Consider the following 17,974-nt stretch of genomic DNA (forward strand, 5'->3'; position numbering starts at 1 on the left):
GCGAGGATGCGCTTTGAGGTTCGTGCCTTATCTTCCGACAACCTGATCGAGACGCACAGCATCGATGCCGCGGATGCCGGGGAGGTAGGCCGGTTGCTCCAGCAACGGCGGCTGCAGCCGTTGTCGATCAAGGCGGCAGGTGGTGTCGGTGACGCGGCGGCGCGCTTGCCGGGGCGCGGCAGGCGAGCGTTTTCACTGCTCTTGTTCAGCGCCGAATTGTTGGCCTTGCTGGAAGCCGGCTTGAGTCTGGTCGAGACCTTCGAAGCCTTGCTCGAGAAAGAAAGCTCTCCGACCTCGCGGGCAGTACTCGAACGATTGACCACTCACCTGCGCGAAGGCCTGCGTTTTTCGGCCGCGCTAGCCTTGCAACCCGGGGTCTTCCCGCCACTTTACGTCGGCATCGTCAGGGCGGCCGAGGGGACCAGCGACCTGCCGCACGCCCTGGCGCGCTATATCGACTATCAGACGCGGCTCGACGCCGTGCGCAGCAAGCTGCTCAGTGCGGCCATTTACCCGGCCATCCTGCTCGCCGTCGGCGCTGCGGTGACTGTTTTCCTGATGGCTTACGTGGTGCCGCGTTTTTCTGCCGTGTACCAGGGGAGCGGTCGTTCGCTGCCCTGGTTGTCACAGCGACTGCTCGACTGGGGACAATTGGTCAGCGAGCATGCCGACGCCGTCTTTTTGGGGCTGCTGGTGCTGACCACGCTGGCTATTTTCTGGCTGCGGCACTTCATGCGCAGCGGTGGCTGGATCGTTTTCCTGACCCGCCTGCCGGGTATTGGCGAGCGCATCCGGGTGATCGAGTTGTCGCGCCTGTACCTGACCACCGGCATGTTGCTCGAAGGGGGGATACCGATCCTGACGGCGCTTGATATCGTCGGCGACGCCGTTTCTCCGAAAACGCGCGACGCACTGCGTACTGCGCGCAGCTTCATCTCCGACGGCGGCGCCTTGTCGGAGGCTTTCGAGCGCAGCGGGCTGGCGACGCCGGTTGCTCTGCGCCTGCTGCGCGTCGGCGAAAAGTCCGGGCAGATGGGCGCCATGCTGACCCGCTCGGCCTTGTTCTACGAAGGTGAGAGTGCGCGCTGGATAGAGCGCTTCGCAAAAGTCTTCGAGCCGCTGCTGATGACTGCCATCGGTCTCCTGGTGGGGCTGATCGTGGTTCTTTTGTACATGCCGATTTTCGACCTCGCGGGTGCGCTGCAATGAACCCTGCCGGCGAGCCGTGCAGCGAAAGCTTGGACGATGCCCTGCTGCAGAAAGCCAGGAATCTGGCGCGCGGCTCCGGGTGCTCGCTGGTCAGCGAACTCGAAGCGCTGACCGCCAGTGAACCGCGCCAGCTGGTCGACGCTCTGGCGCGGCGCTTTCAGCTGCTGGTCATGGATACCACCGAGATGCTCGCCTGTGGTGCGGCTTTCGACCTGCTGCCGATGCTCAAGGCGCAGCAGCGTGGCTGTGTGCTGCTGCGCCGGCTATCCAGCAGCGGCGAGGAGGCTGAAACGCGGCTCATCGCTGTCATCGCCGATCCTTTTGACAGCGACTGCATGGTCTGGCTGAGCAGCCTGGCCGCTACGCCGCTGCAGTATTGCCTGGCTCTGGCGGCCGACATCCAGGCCTATCTGTCGAAACATGAAGAATCGCTGCATGCCGTGCAGTCGCTGGTGCACGATAGCGCCAGCGCCGCCGATCGCTCGCGGAGCGCAGAAGTGCTCAGTTTTGCGTCGCTCAGCGAAGCCTCGAGCCCGGCTGTCAAGCTGGTTAATTCGACCGTCTATGACGCGGTACGGGCGGCCGCCAGCGACGTGCATCTCGAGAGCACGCCGACCGGCATTACCATCAAGTATCGCCTCGACGGGGTACTCGACACGGTCGCGCAGATCAGTGGCGTGGCCCTCGCCGAGCAGGTGGTGTCGCGCCTGAAAGTGCTCGCCGAACTCGATATCGGTGAGCGGCGAACGCCACAGGATGGCAGCTTTCGAGTTCAGGTGGCCGGTCGCGACATCGACCTGCGGGTGTCGATCATGCCCAGCATTCATGGTGAGGATGCGGTCGTGCGCATCCTCGACAAGCGTGGCGTCATCGAGGCGCACGGCTCGCTGACCCTGGACCTGCTGGGCTTCGACGCACTCTCGCTGAAAGCCCTGCGGCGCCTGGTCGAAGAGCCTTACGGGATGTTGCTGGTGACCGGCCCGACCGGCTCGGGCAAGACCACCACCCTGTACGGCGCGATTTCCGAGATCAATAGCGGTCGCGACAAGATCATCACCATCGAAGACCCGGTCGAGTACCAGCTGCCCGGCGTTCTGCAGATTCCGGTCAATGACAAGAAAGGCCTGACTTTTGCGCGCGGCCTGCGTTCGATTCTGCGCCACGATCCCGACAAGATCATGATTGGCGAAATCCGTGACCGCGAAACCGCCGAGATCGCCGTGCAGTCGGCGCTGACCGGGCATCTGGTGTTGACCACCGTGCATGCCAACAATGTTTTCGATGTTTTCGGTCGTTTCACGCACATGGGCATCGACCCCTACGCCTTTGCCTCGGCGCTGAACGGCATCTGGGCGCAACGTCTGCTGCGCGTCAACTGCGCGCGCTGCAGCGAAGCCTATACGCCCGGCGAGGCGGAGCTCGAACGCTTCGTCATCGCCGCCGATGCGCTGGCGGATTTCGATTTCCGCCGCGGCAGCGGCTGCGGCGATTGTCGAGGTAGCGGTTATCGCGGGCGCAAGGCGATCGCCGAGATTCTGAATCTGAACGACGAGTTGCGCGAATTGATCATCGAAAAACGTCCGCTCAGACAGCTCAAGGAAGTCGCCTACCGCAACGGCACGCGCAGCCTGACCGAAGCCGCGCTGCGTCTGGTCGCCAGCGGCGAGACCACCCTCGAGGAGCTGCACCGTGTCACGCTTTCGCGCTAGACGACTGCTGCTCGGCTGCAGCGCGAGCGACCTCGTCCTCCTGGCCGAGCCGGAAGCAACTACGGACGCACCGCAGCTTCTCGCGGCGCTGGCTGTCGCCGCCCCTGCCGCGGCGACAGCCAGCGCCGCCACGGCAGCCTTGGGCGCGGCCCTGGCAGGGCTGCAGCCGGCGCCGCTGGCGGCCGCCGACCAGGCGCCGGCTGGCGCGCAGTCCGACGCGCAGTCCGACGCGCAGTCCCACTTTTTGAGCGTTACGCTTGATGACCACCTGGTCAGGAGTTTCGTCGTCACGCCGCCACGTGGCGCGCGAGGGTTGCGCGAATTGCGTGCCACGGCGGCAGCCCGCTTTGCGGGGCTCTATGGCGAGTCGGCCGAGCATTGGCTGCTGTCTGGCGACTGGCATGCGAGCTTCCCGTTCATCGTCTGCGCGCTGCCGCGGGCCCTTTATCAGGCGCTCGATCAGTGGGCGCAGGCGCATTCCTGGCGGCTCGATTCAATGACTCCGGCCCTGGTCCGCGTCTGCAATCGCCTGTGCGCATCGATTCCGAGCGACGGCTGGCTGCTGGTCGGCTTCGGGCAGACGCTGAGTTTGCTCAATCTCTGCAACGACCAGATCGCAAGTACGCGCAGCGTGCTCTTGCCCGGTGTCCCGGATTTCGCCGCTCTGGAAACACTGTTGGCTCAGGAGCGCCTGCGCAGCCCGGATCGGGGTGCGAGCGGCAAACAGCAGTCGCTGTTGTGGGCGGGCGCGGCCGACTGGCTGCCGCTCGCAAGCCGCATTGCCGGCCTCCCGTCGCGGACGATTCGCCTGCCTGACGCTGGGGCGCTAGCTGGCGCCGGAAGCTCGGCAGCCACACAGCTGGCGCTTGCCGAGCGGCGCTCATGAAGCCCCTGAACATCGATTTCGTCGCCCGTCCGCCGTGGCAGCAGCCCCTGGCCACGCGCAGCCGGGCGATTCTGATCGCCTTTGGCGGGGTGGCGGTGCTTGCCGCCGCAGCGCTGGCCTGGCAAGTGCTACAGCTCGAACGGCAGCTCGCTGCAAGCGCTCAGGCGATCGCTCGGGCACGCCAGGAAGTTGCCGCCCATACGCCGCCGCCGCGACCGCCGCTGTTTTTGTCGGCCGCGCAGGTGCTGGCCATCAACGCCGCCATCGGGCAACTGAATACACCGTGGCCGGCGATGCTCGACGCTTTCGAGAGCGTGGCCAGCGGCGACATTGCGCTGCTGCAGATCGAGCCCGATAACCGGCGGCGCCTGGTCAAGGGGGTCGCCGAAGCCATGGATCACCAGGCGATGCTCGACTATCTGGCCGCGCTGGGGGCGGCCGCGCCTTTTGCCCGGGCGCTGGTGATCAAACAGGAAATCAACGACAAGGACCCCAACCGGCCGCTGCGCTTCAGTTTCGAGGCGCTGTTCGACGATACGCCAGGCAAGGGCCCGGCCAGCGACCGCGCGACGCTGCAAGCGCGTCCCCGGGAGCGCCGGTGAAGCGCGTCTCGCTGCTGGTCGACCGCCTCGACCGCCTGCGCCTGAGCGCCGAGATCGGCTTGCACCGGCATGGGCCGTGGTGGCTGCTTCTGGCGCTGAGCTTCTGCTTGTTGCTTGTCCTGGCGGCAACACTCCTGCCGGCGCTGCACGCCGACCTGGCGGCGGCGCAGGGCAGTCTGCGCGCCTTGCAGGCGCGTGCGGCGAACGGCGAGGCGCCGACGGGAGCGCCGCAATCGGCCTCCGAACGCCACTACCAGGCGTTTCAGGAGGTTCTCGCCGAAGAAAGTCAGGTTCTCGCGAGTATCCAGGCGGTGCTCGACCTGGTGGCCAGTCATCAGTTGCTGAGCACGCACGCCGAGTACCAGCGTGGTCGTGACCTGCAGGCGCAAGCCGATACCCTGCAGATGATCGTGCCGGTGCGTGGGCGCTACGCCGATATTCGTCGCTGGATCGAAGAGATCCTGGCCACGCAGCCCTTCGTTGCGGTCGATGAACTGGGATTCAAGCGCGATGAAATTGCTCGCAACGAGGTCGAAGCCAGGGTCCGCCTGAGCATCTGGCATCATCCGGCGCGGCCGGCAGAGGGCGTTGGCGTGCTCGGTGCGGACGCGACGGAGCGGGCGGATGAGGTGAATCGATGAACCGGCGCCGCTTGCTGCTCTTTGCCCTGCTGCTGCTTGCTGCCTGGCTGGCGCTGTTTGGCGACAAGACGCCGCCGGACAGCTCGCTCGGCGAAGTCGTGGCGCCGACTTCGCCGAGCGCGGCGTCCGCGCCGAACGCAGACAGCAGGCTTGCAGCCCGCAGGCCGGTCGACAGTCGCTCGGCGCGGTCACCGACGCGTGCCGGCAATGCGGCCGCGACGGTCGAAATCGCGGCCCTGATTCCGCGCGCACAACTGATTCCCGGCGCCACTGATGGGGGTGCAAGTCGCGATCTGTTTCCGTCGCTAAGCTGGACGCCGCTGCCACCGGCGATGCCGGTGACCTCGGCAACACCCGCAAGAACACTCGCACCAATGGCACCGCCGCCCCCATTCCTGTACCTTGGCAACAAATTCGAAGCGGGGCGCTGGGAGGCTTACCTCGCTCGCGGCGAACAGGTGTTCATTGTTCGCGAGGGGACGAGGCTTGAACGAGACTACCAAGTCAAGGCGATTACCCCGTCCGCCCTGACCTTGATCTACCTGCCGCTGAAGCAGGCGCAGAGCATATCGATCGGAGGAACGCCATAGTGAGCAAGGACAGGTCGGGCACGCGCGCAGCACTGCCACGCTGGCGGCGTTGCTGCCTGAGCGTGGCCGCGGCCCTGGTGCTGGCCGGTTGCGCTGCGCAGACCGCGTTTACCGAGGGGCAGGAGCTGTTGGCCGCTGAACAGGTCGACGCCGGGCTGGCCAGAATTCAGGAGGCGATCAAGCTTGAACCGGGTTCTGCGGAGTATCGCATCGCCTATGCACGGGCGCAGGAACGCTACGTCAAGGCCAGCCTGGAGGCCGGCGAACGCGCCCTGGCGGACGCCAGTTACGACGCCGCCGATCTTGCTTTTCGGCGTGCACTGGTGCTGCAAGCGGGTAATGAGCGGGCGCTCACCGGGCTGCAGTTGGTGGCTGCTGCGCGTCGGCATGACCTCCTGTACAGCGAAGCGCTGGCCGCCTGGAGGCGGGCCGACAGCGAAGCGGCGCTGGCCAGCCTGCGCACGATTCTCGTGGCCAATCCGCAGCACTCGCGGGCGCTGGATTTGCGGCGCGTTATTGACAGCAGCGCTGCGCGCGTCGTCAAGGAATCGGCGCTGGCGGTGGCCTACCGCAAGCCGATCAGCATCGAGTTCAAGGACACGCCGCTAAAAACTGTTTTCGAAGTGATTTCGCGTACCTCGGGGCTGAACTTCGTTTTCGACAAGGATTTGCGCGCCGATCAGAAAGTCACCATTTTCCTGCGCAACAGCACCATCGAGGCAGCGATCAACCTGGTGCTGCTGACCAACCAGCTCGAGCAGCGGGTCCTCGATGGCAACTCGATCCTGATCTATCCGAACACCCCGCTCAAACAGCGCGACTACCAGGCCTTGACGGTGAGAACCTTCTATCTGGCGAATTCGGACGCCAAGACCGTCGCCACTACCTTGAAGACGATCCTCAAGAGCAGGGATATCGTGGTCGACGAGAAACTGAATCTGCTGATGATTCGCGACAGCCCGGAAGCGGTTCGTGTGGCCGAGAAACTGGTTGCCTTGCAGGACGTGCCGGAGCCCGAGGTGATGCTCGAAGTGGAGATCCTCGAGGTCAAGCGTTCACGTCTTCGCGACCTGGGGGTCAACTGGCCGAACAACCTGGCGCTGACCCCGCTGCCGTCGGCCGATGGTGGCCAGCTGACCTTGAACGATCTGCGCAATCTCAACTCGTCAACCATTGGGGCCACCGTCGGCCCGGTCATCATTCGCGCCAATCAGCTCGATTCCGATGTCAACCTGCTGGCCAACCCGCGGATTCGCGCGCGCAACCGCGAGAAAGCCAAGATTCTGATTGGCGAACGGGTGCCCAACATCACCTCGACGGCCACCTCCACAGGCTTTGTCTCCGAATCGATCACTTACATCGATGTCGGCCTCAAGCTGGACATCGAACCGACGATCTACCTGGACAACGAAGTGGCCATCAAGGTGACTCTCGAAGTCAGCAACATCGTCGATCAGGTGGAGACAAAATCGGGCACCGTCGCCTATCGCATTGGCACGCGCACGGCGACCAGCGTCCTGCGTCTCAAGGACGGTGAGAACCAGCTGCTTGCCGGTCTGATCAGCGACGAAGACCGCCGGACTGCCGACAAGGTGCCGTTCCTGGGGGATATTCCCGTGCTCGGTCGACTGTTCGGAGGGCATCGCGAGGAGGGAATCAAGACCGAGATCGTGCTCTCCATCACTCCCCGGGTGCTGCGCAACATCCAGCGCCCGGAGGCCTATCTTGCCGAGTTCGATGGCGGCACGGAGAGCAACTTCCGCAGCCGGCCCGCTGCTCGGGGAGCGGCAGTGGCCGGTGCCTCTGGCCCGGTCGCCCGTAGCGGGTGGCCACTGAGCCCGGTGGGCCTGTCGGCGGCTGCCAGCGGCGCTCAGCCGGCGTCGACGGCCAACTCCCCAAGCATCCAGACGGCTCCGGATGCCCAGGCCGCCCAGGGCGCACAGACCGCCGAGATTGCTCCGGCGGCGGTCGCCTCCGGTGGTGGGGCGCAACTGCTCTGGCAGGGCCCGACGCAACTCGGCACCGGTGACAGCTTTGCCTTGCAGCTGCTCATGCAGGCAGATCAGCCGGTGGTCAGCCTGCCGCTGGCGATCGCTTTCGATCCGCGCGTCGTGCAGGTCGCCGACGTCAGCGAGGGGGGGTTCCTCCGCCAGAATGGCGGCGAGACCAGCTTCACTTATCGCGTCGATCCCGGTGGACAGGTGCTGATTACCGGGACCCGTTCCGGGGCCGGTGGCGCGACCTTGCAGGACGTGGTGGCGACGCTCAATTTCCGTGCCGTGGCGCCCGGCGAGGCGAAGATCGAGCTGATTACCATCGCGCCGGTTGGCTCGGGCGGCTCGGCGATCAAGGCCAAGCTGCCGCCGGCGCACCCCTTGACCGTTGTCCAGTGAACAATGATGAGCCGATTGGCCCGACCTTGGGCGACGATTGCCTGGCGTCGGATCGGTGCCACCGGCGGTGGCGTGGGTGGAGTGGGTGGAGTGGGTCGGGGCGATGGTTTCTCGCTGATCGAACTGCTGATCACCCTGGCCATTGTTGCCGTGCTGGCAGGGGTCGTCGTGCCGGTGGCGCAGACTGCCGTTCAGCGCGCCAAGGAGCAGGAGCTCAGACTCGCGCTGCGTGAACTGCGCAATGCCATCGATCAGTACAAGAAGGCCGGTGACGAAGGTCGCATCAGGACGGCGGTGAGCGACAGCGGTTATCCGGCGAATCTGCAGGTTTTGCTTGAAGGAGAAGTGGATCTGCGCGACCCCAGGCAGCGGAAAATCTACTTCCTGCGGCGGATTCCCCGCGATCCGCTGCATCCGGATAGTCGGGCGCAGCCAGCCGATACCTGGGCCAAACGCGCTTACACCAGCGAACCCGATAACCCGAGCGAGGGCGACGACGTGTACGACGTGCACTCCAGATCAAAAGGCGTCGGTTTGAACGGCGTGCCCTACCGGCAATGGTGAATCGGTGACGCGCGCCAGGCCTCGCCTGCGCGGGCAGGGTTTTACGCTGATCGAGCTGCTGGTCGTGCTGTCGATTATCGCCCTGCTGCTCACCCTGGCCGTGCCGAGGTACTTCAACAGCATCGACGTCTCGAAAGAGGCGGTGCTGCGCGAGAATCTGCATCTGGTGCGCGAGACGATCGACAAGTTCTACGCTGACAAGGGCCGCTATCCCGAAAGCCTCGACGAGCTGGTCAGCGAAAAATATCTACGCTCGCTGCCCTACGATCCGATTACCGGTAGTTCGACTACCTGGCTGCTGATTGCGCCCGATTCGGCTGGCGTCGGAGGCAGTGTCTATGACCTCAAGAGCGGCGCCGACGGTGCCACCCGCGACGGCCAGCCGTTTACCGAACTGTAGCCATGCGCGGCGATCGTTTTTGTCGCGCTTGCGCCGGTTGCTGCGAGGCCGGCTTTACTTACCTCGGGCTGCTGATTTTGGTCGCCATCCTGGCGCTGGCGACGAGCGCTACTTTGACTCTCGGCAGCATCGTGCAGCGGCGTGAGGCCGAGCAGCGGCTGCTCGAAGTGGGGGCTGCGTACCGGCAGGCGATTGCCAGTTATCTGAACAGCAGCCCGGCTGGCGACCGCCGCTACCCGGGCGCCCTCGCCGAACTGCTCAAGGACCCGCGCTATCCAGGCGTGCGCCGGCACTTGCGGCAACTCTATCCGGACCCGATCACCGGCAAGAACGAGTGGGGCCTGGTCGGCGCGCCGGGCGGCGGAATCATGGGTGTGTACAGTCTCTCGAACGCGAAACCGATCAAGATCGCCGAGTTCGAGCTGGCGAACGAGTCTTTCGAGGAGGCTGTGCACTATTCGCAATGGGTGTTTATCGCCGGGCCGACGAGCCGAGGGAGCAGCGCGACCCGCGCTTTGGAAGGCGCGCCACCGGCCGCAAACGCGGCTTCGTTCCCGGCAGCAAACCCGTCGCTGCTGTCGTCGCCGGCAGCCGCGGCCATGTTCGCTCCGCAGAATGCTGCCCCTGCCGCCGCACAACCGTCTCAGTCGAGCCCTTTGCCGAACGTGCCAGGGCGCTGACCGCAGGCTTGCGCCGAGCTTGAGATCTTCATCGCGTCGCCGGCCATGCTGACCTTGGTCAGCGGGTCGGAAACCTTGATCGGCGTGCCGTTGGCGCGCCTATAATCCAGGCAGCGGACCATTTGCAGGGGAAGGTCATGAGTGATAGAGAAAATTCGCTGATCAAGCTGCAGGATCTCGCCAGCTTCCTGGACGAAGGCAGCTTCGACGACAACATGCAGCAACTCGCAGCAATTGCGGCACGAGTGCTCAACGCCGAGAACTGTTCGCTGATGTTGCTGACCGAGAGCGACGACGAGGCGGCTGGCGTTGACGACATGTGCCTGCGCGTCTGTGGCAGCTGCGGCCTGCTGCCAGCCGCGGCCTACAAGGAAAACACTCGCACCGGCGAAGGCATTGCCGGGCGAGTGCTTGCCACGGGGAAAGCCTTGCTGATCGAGGACATCGAAAGGTCCGAGTTTGCGCAGTGGGCGCGGCGTGCCAATGATCCCCGCAAGAGCCTGCTTGCCTCGCCGATTGCCATCAATGGCAAAACCATCGGCGTGATCAACATCAGCGGACATCGGCAGGCGCGCAGCTTCATCAAGAACGACCTGAGTCTGCTCGAGGTCGTCGCGCTATTCGTTGGCAAAGCCATTCAGGTGGTGCAACTGCAGAACATCCTGAGGTCGCGCTTTACGCAAATGGCGCTGATGCAGTTCGCTGAAAAAGACATTGGCGGCGCGCTGGAGTGCGCCGTGGCCAATCCCGACCAGGTGGCCAGGATCCTCGCCAAGTCGTTCTTCAAGGAAATGACTCGTGCCGGTTTCGGCTCAAGCCAGATCATCAACGCGGCTTCGGAGATCGTCGGCCAACTGAGTGGCAGCCTCAGACAACCTGATCTCCGCCCCATGACGTTCGCACGATCATCATCATAAATCCTTAGAAGTTCATGAGCTTATCCTGCCAAACGAGGAGCAGTTCGGGTTGGTGGCGGGGCGGCGTGTCGGATATTGCGAAGATACCAATAATGGAGGATAGTACGTGTTTTTGCTCGGCGCCACGCTGAGCTTGCTGGAGATTCGGATGGCCCAACTCCTGTTGCCGATTTTTCCTGATGCTGTCACGCCGGTCAAGGAACTGCTGTCTGTCGGGAAGCAGAATGGACAAGTCGTGTATTTCCATGGGGTCCTGCCGGTGTTCAGTCATGCCGAGGACGATCTGGCGACGTTCCGGATGATTACGGCGCAGTTTATCGCGCAAGGTCATTTGCGCGTGGTGGACGTGTCACGCGCCTTCGGGGTGCCCGCGTTGAGTGTCAAGCGGGCGTTGAAGCGCTATCGGCAGGAGGGGCCGAAAGGATTCTATGTGCCGCCGCGGCGCCGTGGTCCGGCGGTGCTGACGGCCGAGGTGTTGAAGCAGGCGCAGGCGCTGTTGGACGACGGACAGACGGTGCCCAGCGCGGCGGCAGAACTGGGGATCAAAAGCGACACCTTGTCGAAAGCGGTGCGCGCGGGGCGGCTGCATGTGGCAGCGGCGAAGGGGCGCTGCGCGCTCGTCGCGAGCACCAAAAGCGAGCGCAGCGCACTCGACAGCAGCGCCCCGATGGGGGTTGGGGCCAGCAACGTGGAAGCCCGGGTGGCGGCGAGCGTGGGTGGGCTGAATGCGGTGCTCCCTCAGTTCCAGTTGGCCGTCGACGTGCCACGTGGCGGCGTGCTGTTTGCGCTGCCCGCCCTGCTGGCCGTTGGGCTGCTCGAAGGAGCGGAGGGACTTCCCCTGCCAGCGGGCTACTATGGGATTGACAGTCTGTTGATGTTGATCGCCTTCATGGCCTTGGCGCGGCTGGAATCGGTCGAGTCCCTGCGCAGTTGTGCGCCTGGCGAATGGGGCAAGCTGCTGGGTCTGGATCGGATTCCGGAAGTGCGCACCCTGCGCGAGAAGATTCAGCTCCTGAGTCAGGGGGATCAGGCCGAAAAATGGAGTGCCGATTTGTGTCGGCGCTGGATGGAAGCGGCGCCGACAGAAGCGGGCATCCTTTACGTCGACGCGCATGTGCGGGTGTATTACGGCGAGCAGACCAAGCTGCCGCGCCACTACCTCGCGCGGCAGCGGCTGTGCCAGCGGGCGACCGCCGATTACTGGGTCAACGCGATCGACGGACAGCCCTTCTTTCGGGTCACGCAAGCCGTCGATCCCGGCCTGATCAAGGTCCTCGAGGGCGAGATTCTGCCCCGTCTGGAACGGGATATCCCGGGCCAGCCGAGCTCGGAAGTGCTAGCAGCCGAACCGCTGCGCCATCGCTTCACCCTGGTCTTCGATCGCGAAGGCTATAGTCCGGAGTTGTTCAAACGCCTGAAGGCGCGTCGCATTGCCTGTCTCTCCTATCGCAAGTACCCCGGTGACGATTGGTCCGCCGAGGAGTTTGTCGACGGAACGGTCGAGCTGCGCAGCGGTGAACGGGTACGCATGCCACTCGCCGAACGGGGCACGCTTCTCGGTGGCGTGTTGTGGGTACGCGAGATACGCAAGCTCTGTGACAGCGGTCGCCAGGTCGCCCTGATCAGCACGGATTACCAATCCGGCATAGGGCTCTTGGCGGCCACCCTGTTCGCCCGCTGGTCTCAGGAAAATTTCTTCAAGTATGCCCGTGAACACTTTGCCCTGGACCGCTTGGCCGACTATCAGACCGAACAAATTCCTGATACCGCACGCGTCGTTAACCCGGCTCGCAGAACCCTTGACGGCCAGGTGCGCTCGCTGACCAGCAAGCTCAGCCGCCGGCTCGCCGAATTCGGCGCGCTCAACCTCAACGAGACGATTGACCCCGTGAAAGTCGATGCCTTTGTCGCAAAAAAAGCCGCGGCCCACGACGAGATCGAACATCTGCAGGACGAGCTCAAGACCCTGAAGGAACAACGCAAAGAGACCCCCTCTCATCTCGACATCAAGGACTTGCCGGAAGAAAACCAATTTCGCCGGCTGAGCACCCACAGCAAGCAACTGCTCGACACGCTGAAGATGATTGCCTATCGCGCGGAAACGGCCATGGCCAACATCCTGGCACCCTTTCTCGCGCGCCCGGACGAGGCTCGCAGCTTGCTACGCGCGATCTACACGACCGAAGCCGATTTGCTCCCCGACGTTGAGGCGGGAACCTTGACCGTACGCCTCCACCACATGGCGCATGGCGTGTCTGACCGCGCCGTCCAAAAACTCTGTGACGAGTTGAACTCTACCGCGACTCTCTTCCCACGCTCCAACCTCCGCTTGATCCTGCAAATCGGTACATCGCAAAATCCGTGAGATCAGGTTGTCTGAGCCTGAGCCGGCACAGCAAGCGGATCGAGCAAAAGACAGCCGGTTAGGCCGCGCCGGAAGCAGCAGCCCGGCGCACTGCGCTCCTGCTTAGGCGGGTGGCGAATGGGATGGCAACAGCCTCGTCAAGATCCTGCTCGTAGCGCCTCCGCTGGCGCCAAGCGCGGCAGCGAAAGCGACGCTGCCCGGGCTCTATCCCTAGCCAGCCGGCTGAGCGATGAGCGGCGGTGGCGCTCTAAATCGTCCGCTCGGAATCGTCATTAGTCGCCGAATTTCTGGCCGATCAGTGACCAGGCATCGTTAAAACCGCTGCCCACTCCCCAGCCCAGGTTGCGGCCGGTGGCGCGGATGTCGGCCAGCTCGCTGATGAAGTGCTCACGCTTCGCTTCCGGCAAGGTCATGACGGTCGTCAACGCTTGCTCGAACATGTGCAGCAGCGCGTCGAAATAGTCCTTGTCAGCAACGCCGATTTCGCTGCTGAAGCCGACGGCGTGTCGGCAGTAGAAGACCATCAGCTCGGCCAGGCCCTCGGCGTCGCCGACGTCTTTCTGGTAGTCGGCAATCGGTTTCCGGGCGTTGGCCACCGAATAGCTCTGGTTGCTGAAGACGTCCGGCCACAGCCAGCGATCGATGATTGCCTTGTACGGTTTGAGGGCATCGCCACCGAGTCCGAAGCGGGCGTGCAGGAAGGCCTTGTTGTCCTTGCGCGCGGCGTACAGATCTTCAAGCAGGCCAAGCAGGTCTGCCCGGTCGAAGTCCTCCAGGGCGGCTTTGACGTCGCTCCATGTGGGGGCTGTTTTCCTGGTCACCATTTTCTTGCTCTCCTTTTGTTGGCAGAGGCAGGGGCCTTGCGGCGCGCTCCTGAATCCTGGCCCTGGACTGACAAATTTTCGTGCCTGGCGCACTCTCCGCACTCCTCGCACTCACTTGTGATCCGCAACTTGGGCGGCGAGGTACTACGCATGAACTCATACTAGACCGTTTTTCTGGATGAATTGCTCACGCGGACTGGTTTTACGTCCTTCACATGTTCGCTCGCGGCTGCAGCGGCCAAGACGTTCATCGGGAGGTCGACGGACAAGGCTTTGCTGCGGGTGTCGTCGACTCAGTGGTGGGCGTAGACGCTGGTCGAGCCCTGGGGGTCGACCAGCAGGGTGTCGTAGGGGACCGGGCTGGAGCTTTCCATTCCCGGTGATCCAGCCGGCATCGACGGCACCGCGAGTCCCAGCGCCTTCGGCTTTTCCTTGAGCAGGCGCTTGATGTCGGCTGCGGGGACATGGCCTTCGATCAGATAGCCGTCGACCGTCGCGGTGTGGCACGAGCCCAGATCCTCCGGCATGCCCAGCTTCTTGCGCTTGGCGGGCACATCGTCGACATCGTGCGTACTTACCGCGAAGCCATTGTCGCGCAGATGCTCGACCCAGCCGCCGCAACAGCTACAGGAAGCATTCTTGTAAACCTCCACACGCGGGGCGCTTTGCGCGAACGCGCCGCCGGCGGCGGAGAGCAGAACAAGGGCGAAGAAGAGGCGAATCAGCGTCATGGCAGGATCTCGGTTGGTGGCAGGGAGGGACGGAAAGAGAAGGCTGGCAGCGTTGGCATGCCTTTTGAATGCTCGACAATTCCCGACGAGCGAGCATTCTGCAAAATGAAAACGTACGGCAAGCTGACAGCAAGATTACAGTTTCGTCATTCGTGGCCCCAGATAATTCGTCGCGCTGGCGAGGAGTTGTTGTACGCCGGTGCGGATCGCTGGGGTGAGCGCTGGGAGGACCGACGCCGGCTGAGGAAGCGGCGTCTCGTCGCGCCTTCCCGACCCGCTGATCGGCGTCCACACAGTTCGGTCGGACGGCTGCCAATGCGCTACCATCGCCCTGACCGTCGCTACTTTGCGGCGAGATGTAGATTCTGTAAAGCCTGTAAACCTCGTCCGTCATCCCTCGTCTCGCATCCCTCTTGCGTGTGTGCTCCGATGAATCTCTCTGTCGTCTACGCCTTGCTGGCGGCCCTTCTTTTCGGCGCCAGCACACCGCTGGCCAAGCTACTGCTTGGCGACGTGCCACCGATCCTGCTTGCCGGTCTGCTCTACCTCGGCAGTGGTGTCGGGCTGAGTACGGCGCGGCTGATTCGCGATCGGCGCTGGCAGCCTTCAGGCCTGGCGCCGGCGGAATGGCCCTGGCTGCTCGGCGCCATGCTCTTCGGTGGCGTGCTCGGACCGGTCGCTCTGCTCTACGGCCTGGTGCATAGCAGCGCTGCGACGGCTTCGCTGCTGTTGAACCTTGAAGCCGTGCTCACGGCGCTGCTGGCCTGGGTGGTGTTCAAGGAGAACGCCGACCGGCGCATCGTTCTCGGCATGCTGGCCATCGTTGCCGGCGGCGTGCTGCTCGCCTGGCCGACTGGCGAAGCACGGCAGGACAGTTGGCTCGGCCCGCTGGCGATCAGCGCTGCCTGCCTGTGCTGGGCAATCGACAACAATCTGACGCGCCATGTTTCGGCGTCGGACGCCCTGTTCATTGCCGGCAGCAAGGGGCTGGTCGCCGGTGGCGTCAATACCCTGCTGGCGCTGGCTTTGGGAATGACGCTGCCCGGTGTGGCGACGCTGCTTCCGGCCATGACGCTTGGCCTGCTCGGCTACGGGGTGAGCCTGGTGATGTTCGTGCTGGCCCTGCGCGGACTCGGTGCGGCGCGAACCGGCGCCTATTTTTCCACCGCACCTTTCATTGGCGCTGCCGTCGCGCTGCTCCTTCTCGGCGAGTCGGCGTCGACATCGCCGCTATTCTGGGCTGCCGCCGCCTTGATGGGCGTCGGCGTCTGGCTGCATCTCACCGAGCAGCACGGCCATCAGCACACTCACAACGACCTGGAACACGCCCACAGCCACCGCCACGACGCGCATCACCAGCACCCGCACGATGCCGGCTGGGCCGGCGACGAGCCGCACAGTCATCAGCACCGGCATCTGCCGATGGCGCACAGCCATCACCACTTCCCCGACATCCATCATCGACACGAGCATTGATCAGGCGGGATTGACCGCGATCGGCTGCGGGCTGCACCCCCTGGTGTGGCGCTGCATTCTTGATGAGACTTTCGGAAACATCTCCCACCCACCGTCATCGCGAGGAGGCGCAGCCGACGCGGCAATCCAGAGCTTTGGTTTTTCGCCGTGTCATCAGGGGTGCCTCTGTCTCGACAGGTCATGACCGTTTTGCTGTTCGGGGAACGTCGCCTGCTGCAGCAATAGCTCAGGCATACGCCCCGGCATTTCTCTCCGGGTAGCTCTCATATACATGTTCGAAGACCGCCGCGCATTTCTGCTGGTAGAGATCGGGGCCATAGGCGCGCGGCAGGCCGCAGTCGAGGGTGTCTTCGATGGCCAGCTTCAGCTTTGAGCGTGCCGCGGCCTTCTGCCGCCAGTTCAGCACCAGCAGCGCTTTCAGCCGCGTCAGCAGTTCGCGCGCTGCCTTCTTCACCTCGCCCCGTTCCGCGCTCGAGAGTTCCGGCGCCGGCCGCGTCAGGATGTCGAAGATGACCAACTCTTCTTCGCTCATGTGCTCGCGTACGTGCCGTTCCTGCTCCTCGTTCAGGCTGTTGGACAGCTTCACCAGCTCCGCGAACAGGTCCTCGATGCCGCGGCTGCTGGCGTTGTAGTTGTCGATCAGCAGCGCGAACTTTTCGGCGAAGTCGGCACGCGTGCCGTTCAACTGGAGCATCCTTTCCAGTTGGGCGCGGATGGCGGCCTTGAGCACTTCGAGCTCGGTGTTCCTGTGCCTGGATTCCTTGAAGCGTTGCGCCAGCGCCGTGAAGTTGATCTTCGACAGGTCGAGTGCCGGCGGGCCTGATTGGCGGATTGCGTGGCCAGTGATGGATTCGTCGAGCAGGCCGTTGATCTGCCCCATCACCTGCGAGATGTCCGGCGGGTTCGGGTTGAGCTTGGCGCGGATGGCCTCGGCCAGCGTCGTCAGGCAGGCCACCCGGCTGGCGAATTCCAGCGCCGATGAGTCGGGCTTCACGGCGCGGTAGAGCGTACTCGCCAGCCGCTCATGGGCGAAAAAGTCGCGGCGCAGCGGGTCGGGGGAAATCAGCGCGTTCACGCCGTCATCAATGCGCGACAGGCGCTCTATGCTACCGGCCGCCGTTGCCTCGATCTCGGCCAGGCTCACCTTGTGCAAGGCGCAGAAAGCCGTGGCATCCACCACCGACTTGCACAGTTCCTCAACCAGTTGCTGTTTGTCCTTGACCGGAGTGTTGTCAGACCCGTTGCCGCCCTTGCCGGCACCGTAGATCGCCAGCGCCTTTTCCAGCGACGCGAAGACGTTGGCGTAATCGACGACGCCGCCGCTGTGCTTGCCGGGGAAAACCCGGTTGGCGCGGGCGATGGTCTGCATCAGCGTGTGGTTGCGCATTGGCTTGTCGAGATCGATTGTCGAGCAGCTCGGCGCGTCGAAGCCGGTCAGCCACATGGCGCAGACGAAGACCAGGCGCAGCGGGTCTTCGGTGTCCTTGAACTTTTCGTCCAGCCCCGGCTGCGATTCGTTCATGCGCTTGCGATGCGGCTCGATGTCGAGACCCAGCATCTGCATCTGCTGGATTTCGTTCTGCCCCGGCGAGACGATCACCGCCATGTCCGTGCTGGTCAGCACCTCCAGCCGCTGTTTCAGTTCGGCCTTACGCAGGTCGCGTCGCGCCTGTTCGGGCGTCATGCCGCCGCCAGGCTGGTAATGCAGCTCGCCCAGTTCGTTCTGCACCCTTGCCGTTTCCGCCGCCCAATGCACCTTGGCCTTGTCGTGCATGCGCAGCGCGGTGGCCTTGTCGATCGACACCACCATCGCCTTGCCGACCGCATTGGCCAACATTCCTGTCCCCAGGACGTGCCGCACGATGTCCTTTGCCACGGTTTCTAACCGGTCATCACGGGTGATCAGGTGGTATTGCCGCCCCAGCACACGCTCCAGTTTGGCTTCCTGTGTTCGCGCCGTGGCGAAAGCGGCGTCCACGAGCCGACC

16 protein-coding genes are annotated in these 17,974 nt (G+C 64.0%); 13 read left to right on the forward strand and 3 right to left on the reverse strand.

Annotated features, from left to right (window positions below; translation table 11 throughout):
* Positions 1 to 6: 6 nt before the first annotated feature.
* From V5B40_RS17360 to V5B40_RS17415, 12 genes are all read left to right on the forward strand, one after another.
* Positions 7 to 1,209, forward strand: coding sequence for a type II secretion system F family protein (locus tag V5B40_RS17360; protein ID WP_332355657.1), 1,203 nt, complete (start codon positions 7 to 9; stop codon positions 1,207 to 1,209).
* Positions 1,206 to 2,918, forward strand: coding sequence for a GspE/PulE family protein (locus V5B40_RS17365; RefSeq protein WP_332355658.1), 1,713 nt, complete (start codon positions 1,206 to 1,208; stop codon positions 2,916 to 2,918). The genes V5B40_RS17360 and V5B40_RS17365 overlap by 4 nt, the downstream gene beginning before the upstream one ends.
* On the forward strand, positions 2,899 to 3,804 hold the full coding sequence (locus V5B40_RS17370) for a hypothetical protein (protein WP_332355659.1): 906 nt from the start codon (positions 2,899 to 2,901) through the stop codon (positions 3,802 to 3,804). The genes V5B40_RS17365 and V5B40_RS17370 overlap by 20 nt, the downstream gene beginning before the upstream one ends.
* Positions 3,801 to 4,406, forward strand: coding sequence for a hypothetical protein (locus V5B40_RS17375; RefSeq protein WP_332355660.1), 606 nt, complete (start codon positions 3,801 to 3,803; stop codon positions 4,404 to 4,406). The genes V5B40_RS17370 and V5B40_RS17375 overlap by 4 nt, the downstream gene beginning before the upstream one ends.
* Positions 4,403 to 5,047 (forward strand): hypothetical protein, encoded by a 645-nt coding sequence (locus tag V5B40_RS17380; RefSeq protein WP_332355661.1) that lies wholly within the window; start codon positions 4,403 to 4,405, stop codon positions 5,045 to 5,047. The genes V5B40_RS17375 and V5B40_RS17380 overlap by 4 nt, the downstream gene beginning before the upstream one ends.
* Positions 5,044 to 5,637 carry a hypothetical protein gene (locus V5B40_RS17385; protein WP_332355662.1) on the forward strand — a complete coding sequence of 198 codons (594 nt, stop codon included), beginning with the start codon at positions 5,044 to 5,046 and terminating at the stop codon, positions 5,635 to 5,637. Before V5B40_RS17380 ends, V5B40_RS17385 begins: the two co-directional genes overlap by 4 nt.
* Positions 5,637 to 8,030: a secretin N-terminal domain-containing protein gene (locus tag V5B40_RS17390; RefSeq protein WP_332355663.1), complete on the forward strand. Its 2,394-nt coding sequence runs from the start codon at positions 5,637 to 5,639 to the stop codon at positions 8,028 to 8,030. The genes V5B40_RS17385 and V5B40_RS17390 overlap by 1 nt, the downstream gene beginning before the upstream one ends.
* Before the next feature lie 81 nt (positions 8,031 to 8,111).
* On the forward strand, positions 8,112 to 8,594 hold the full coding sequence (locus tag V5B40_RS17395) for a type II secretion system protein (RefSeq protein WP_332355789.1): 483 nt from the start codon (positions 8,112 to 8,114) through the stop codon (positions 8,592 to 8,594).
* 4 nt (positions 8,595 to 8,598) lie between these two features.
* Positions 8,599 to 8,994, forward strand: coding sequence for a type II secretion system protein (locus V5B40_RS17400; protein WP_332355664.1), 396 nt, complete (start codon positions 8,599 to 8,601; stop codon positions 8,992 to 8,994).
* Between the two features lie 2 nt (positions 8,995 to 8,996).
* The gene (locus V5B40_RS17405; protein ID WP_332355665.1) at positions 8,997 to 9,674 is read left to right on the forward strand and encodes a type II secretion system protein; all 678 of its coding nucleotides are present in this window, start codon (positions 8,997 to 8,999) and stop codon (positions 9,672 to 9,674) included.
* Between the two features lie 137 nt (positions 9,675 to 9,811).
* Complete coding sequence (locus V5B40_RS17410; RefSeq protein WP_332355666.1) at positions 9,812 to 10,591, forward strand: GAF domain-containing protein; 780 nt, start codon at positions 9,812 to 9,814, stop codon at positions 10,589 to 10,591.
* A gap of 148 nt (positions 10,592 to 10,739) precedes the next feature.
* Entirely contained in the window at positions 10,740 to 12,956 is a 2,217-nt protein-coding gene (locus V5B40_RS17415; protein WP_332355667.1) for a putative transposase, read from the forward strand.
* A gap of 272 nt (positions 12,957 to 13,228) precedes the next feature.
* On the opposite strand, the gene V5B40_RS17420 is transcribed toward V5B40_RS17415, so the two are convergent.
* Both V5B40_RS17420 and V5B40_RS17425 read right to left on the reverse strand, forming a co-directional pair.
* On the reverse strand, positions 13,229 to 13,780 hold the full coding sequence (locus tag V5B40_RS17420; RefSeq protein ID WP_332355668.1) for a hypothetical protein: 552 nt from the start codon (positions 13,778 to 13,780) through the stop codon (positions 13,229 to 13,231).
* Positions 13,781 to 14,073: 293 nt separating this feature from the next.
* Positions 14,074 to 14,511: a DUF411 domain-containing protein gene (locus V5B40_RS17425; RefSeq protein WP_332355669.1), complete on the reverse strand. Its 438-nt coding sequence runs from the start codon at positions 14,509 to 14,511 to the stop codon at positions 14,074 to 14,076.
* A gap of 429 nt (positions 14,512 to 14,940) precedes the next feature.
* Between V5B40_RS17425 and V5B40_RS17430 the strand changes: the two genes are divergently transcribed.
* Positions 14,941 to 15,987, forward strand: coding sequence for a DMT family transporter (locus tag V5B40_RS17430; RefSeq protein ID WP_332355670.1), 1,047 nt, complete (start codon positions 14,941 to 14,943; stop codon positions 15,985 to 15,987).
* Positions 15,988 to 16,213: 226 nt separating this feature from the next.
* On the opposite strand, the gene V5B40_RS17435 is transcribed toward V5B40_RS17430, so the two are convergent.
* On the reverse strand, positions 16,214 to 17,965 hold the full coding sequence (locus V5B40_RS17435; protein WP_332355671.1) for a type I restriction enzyme endonuclease domain-containing protein: 1,752 nt from the start codon (positions 17,963 to 17,965) through the stop codon (positions 16,214 to 16,216).
* Between the last annotated feature and the right edge of the window lie 9 nt (positions 17,966 to 17,974).

This window comes from Candidatus Accumulibacter meliphilus, from assembly GCF_036625345.1.
GTDB lineage: Bacteria > Pseudomonadota > Gammaproteobacteria > Burkholderiales > Rhodocyclaceae > Accumulibacter > Accumulibacter meliphilus.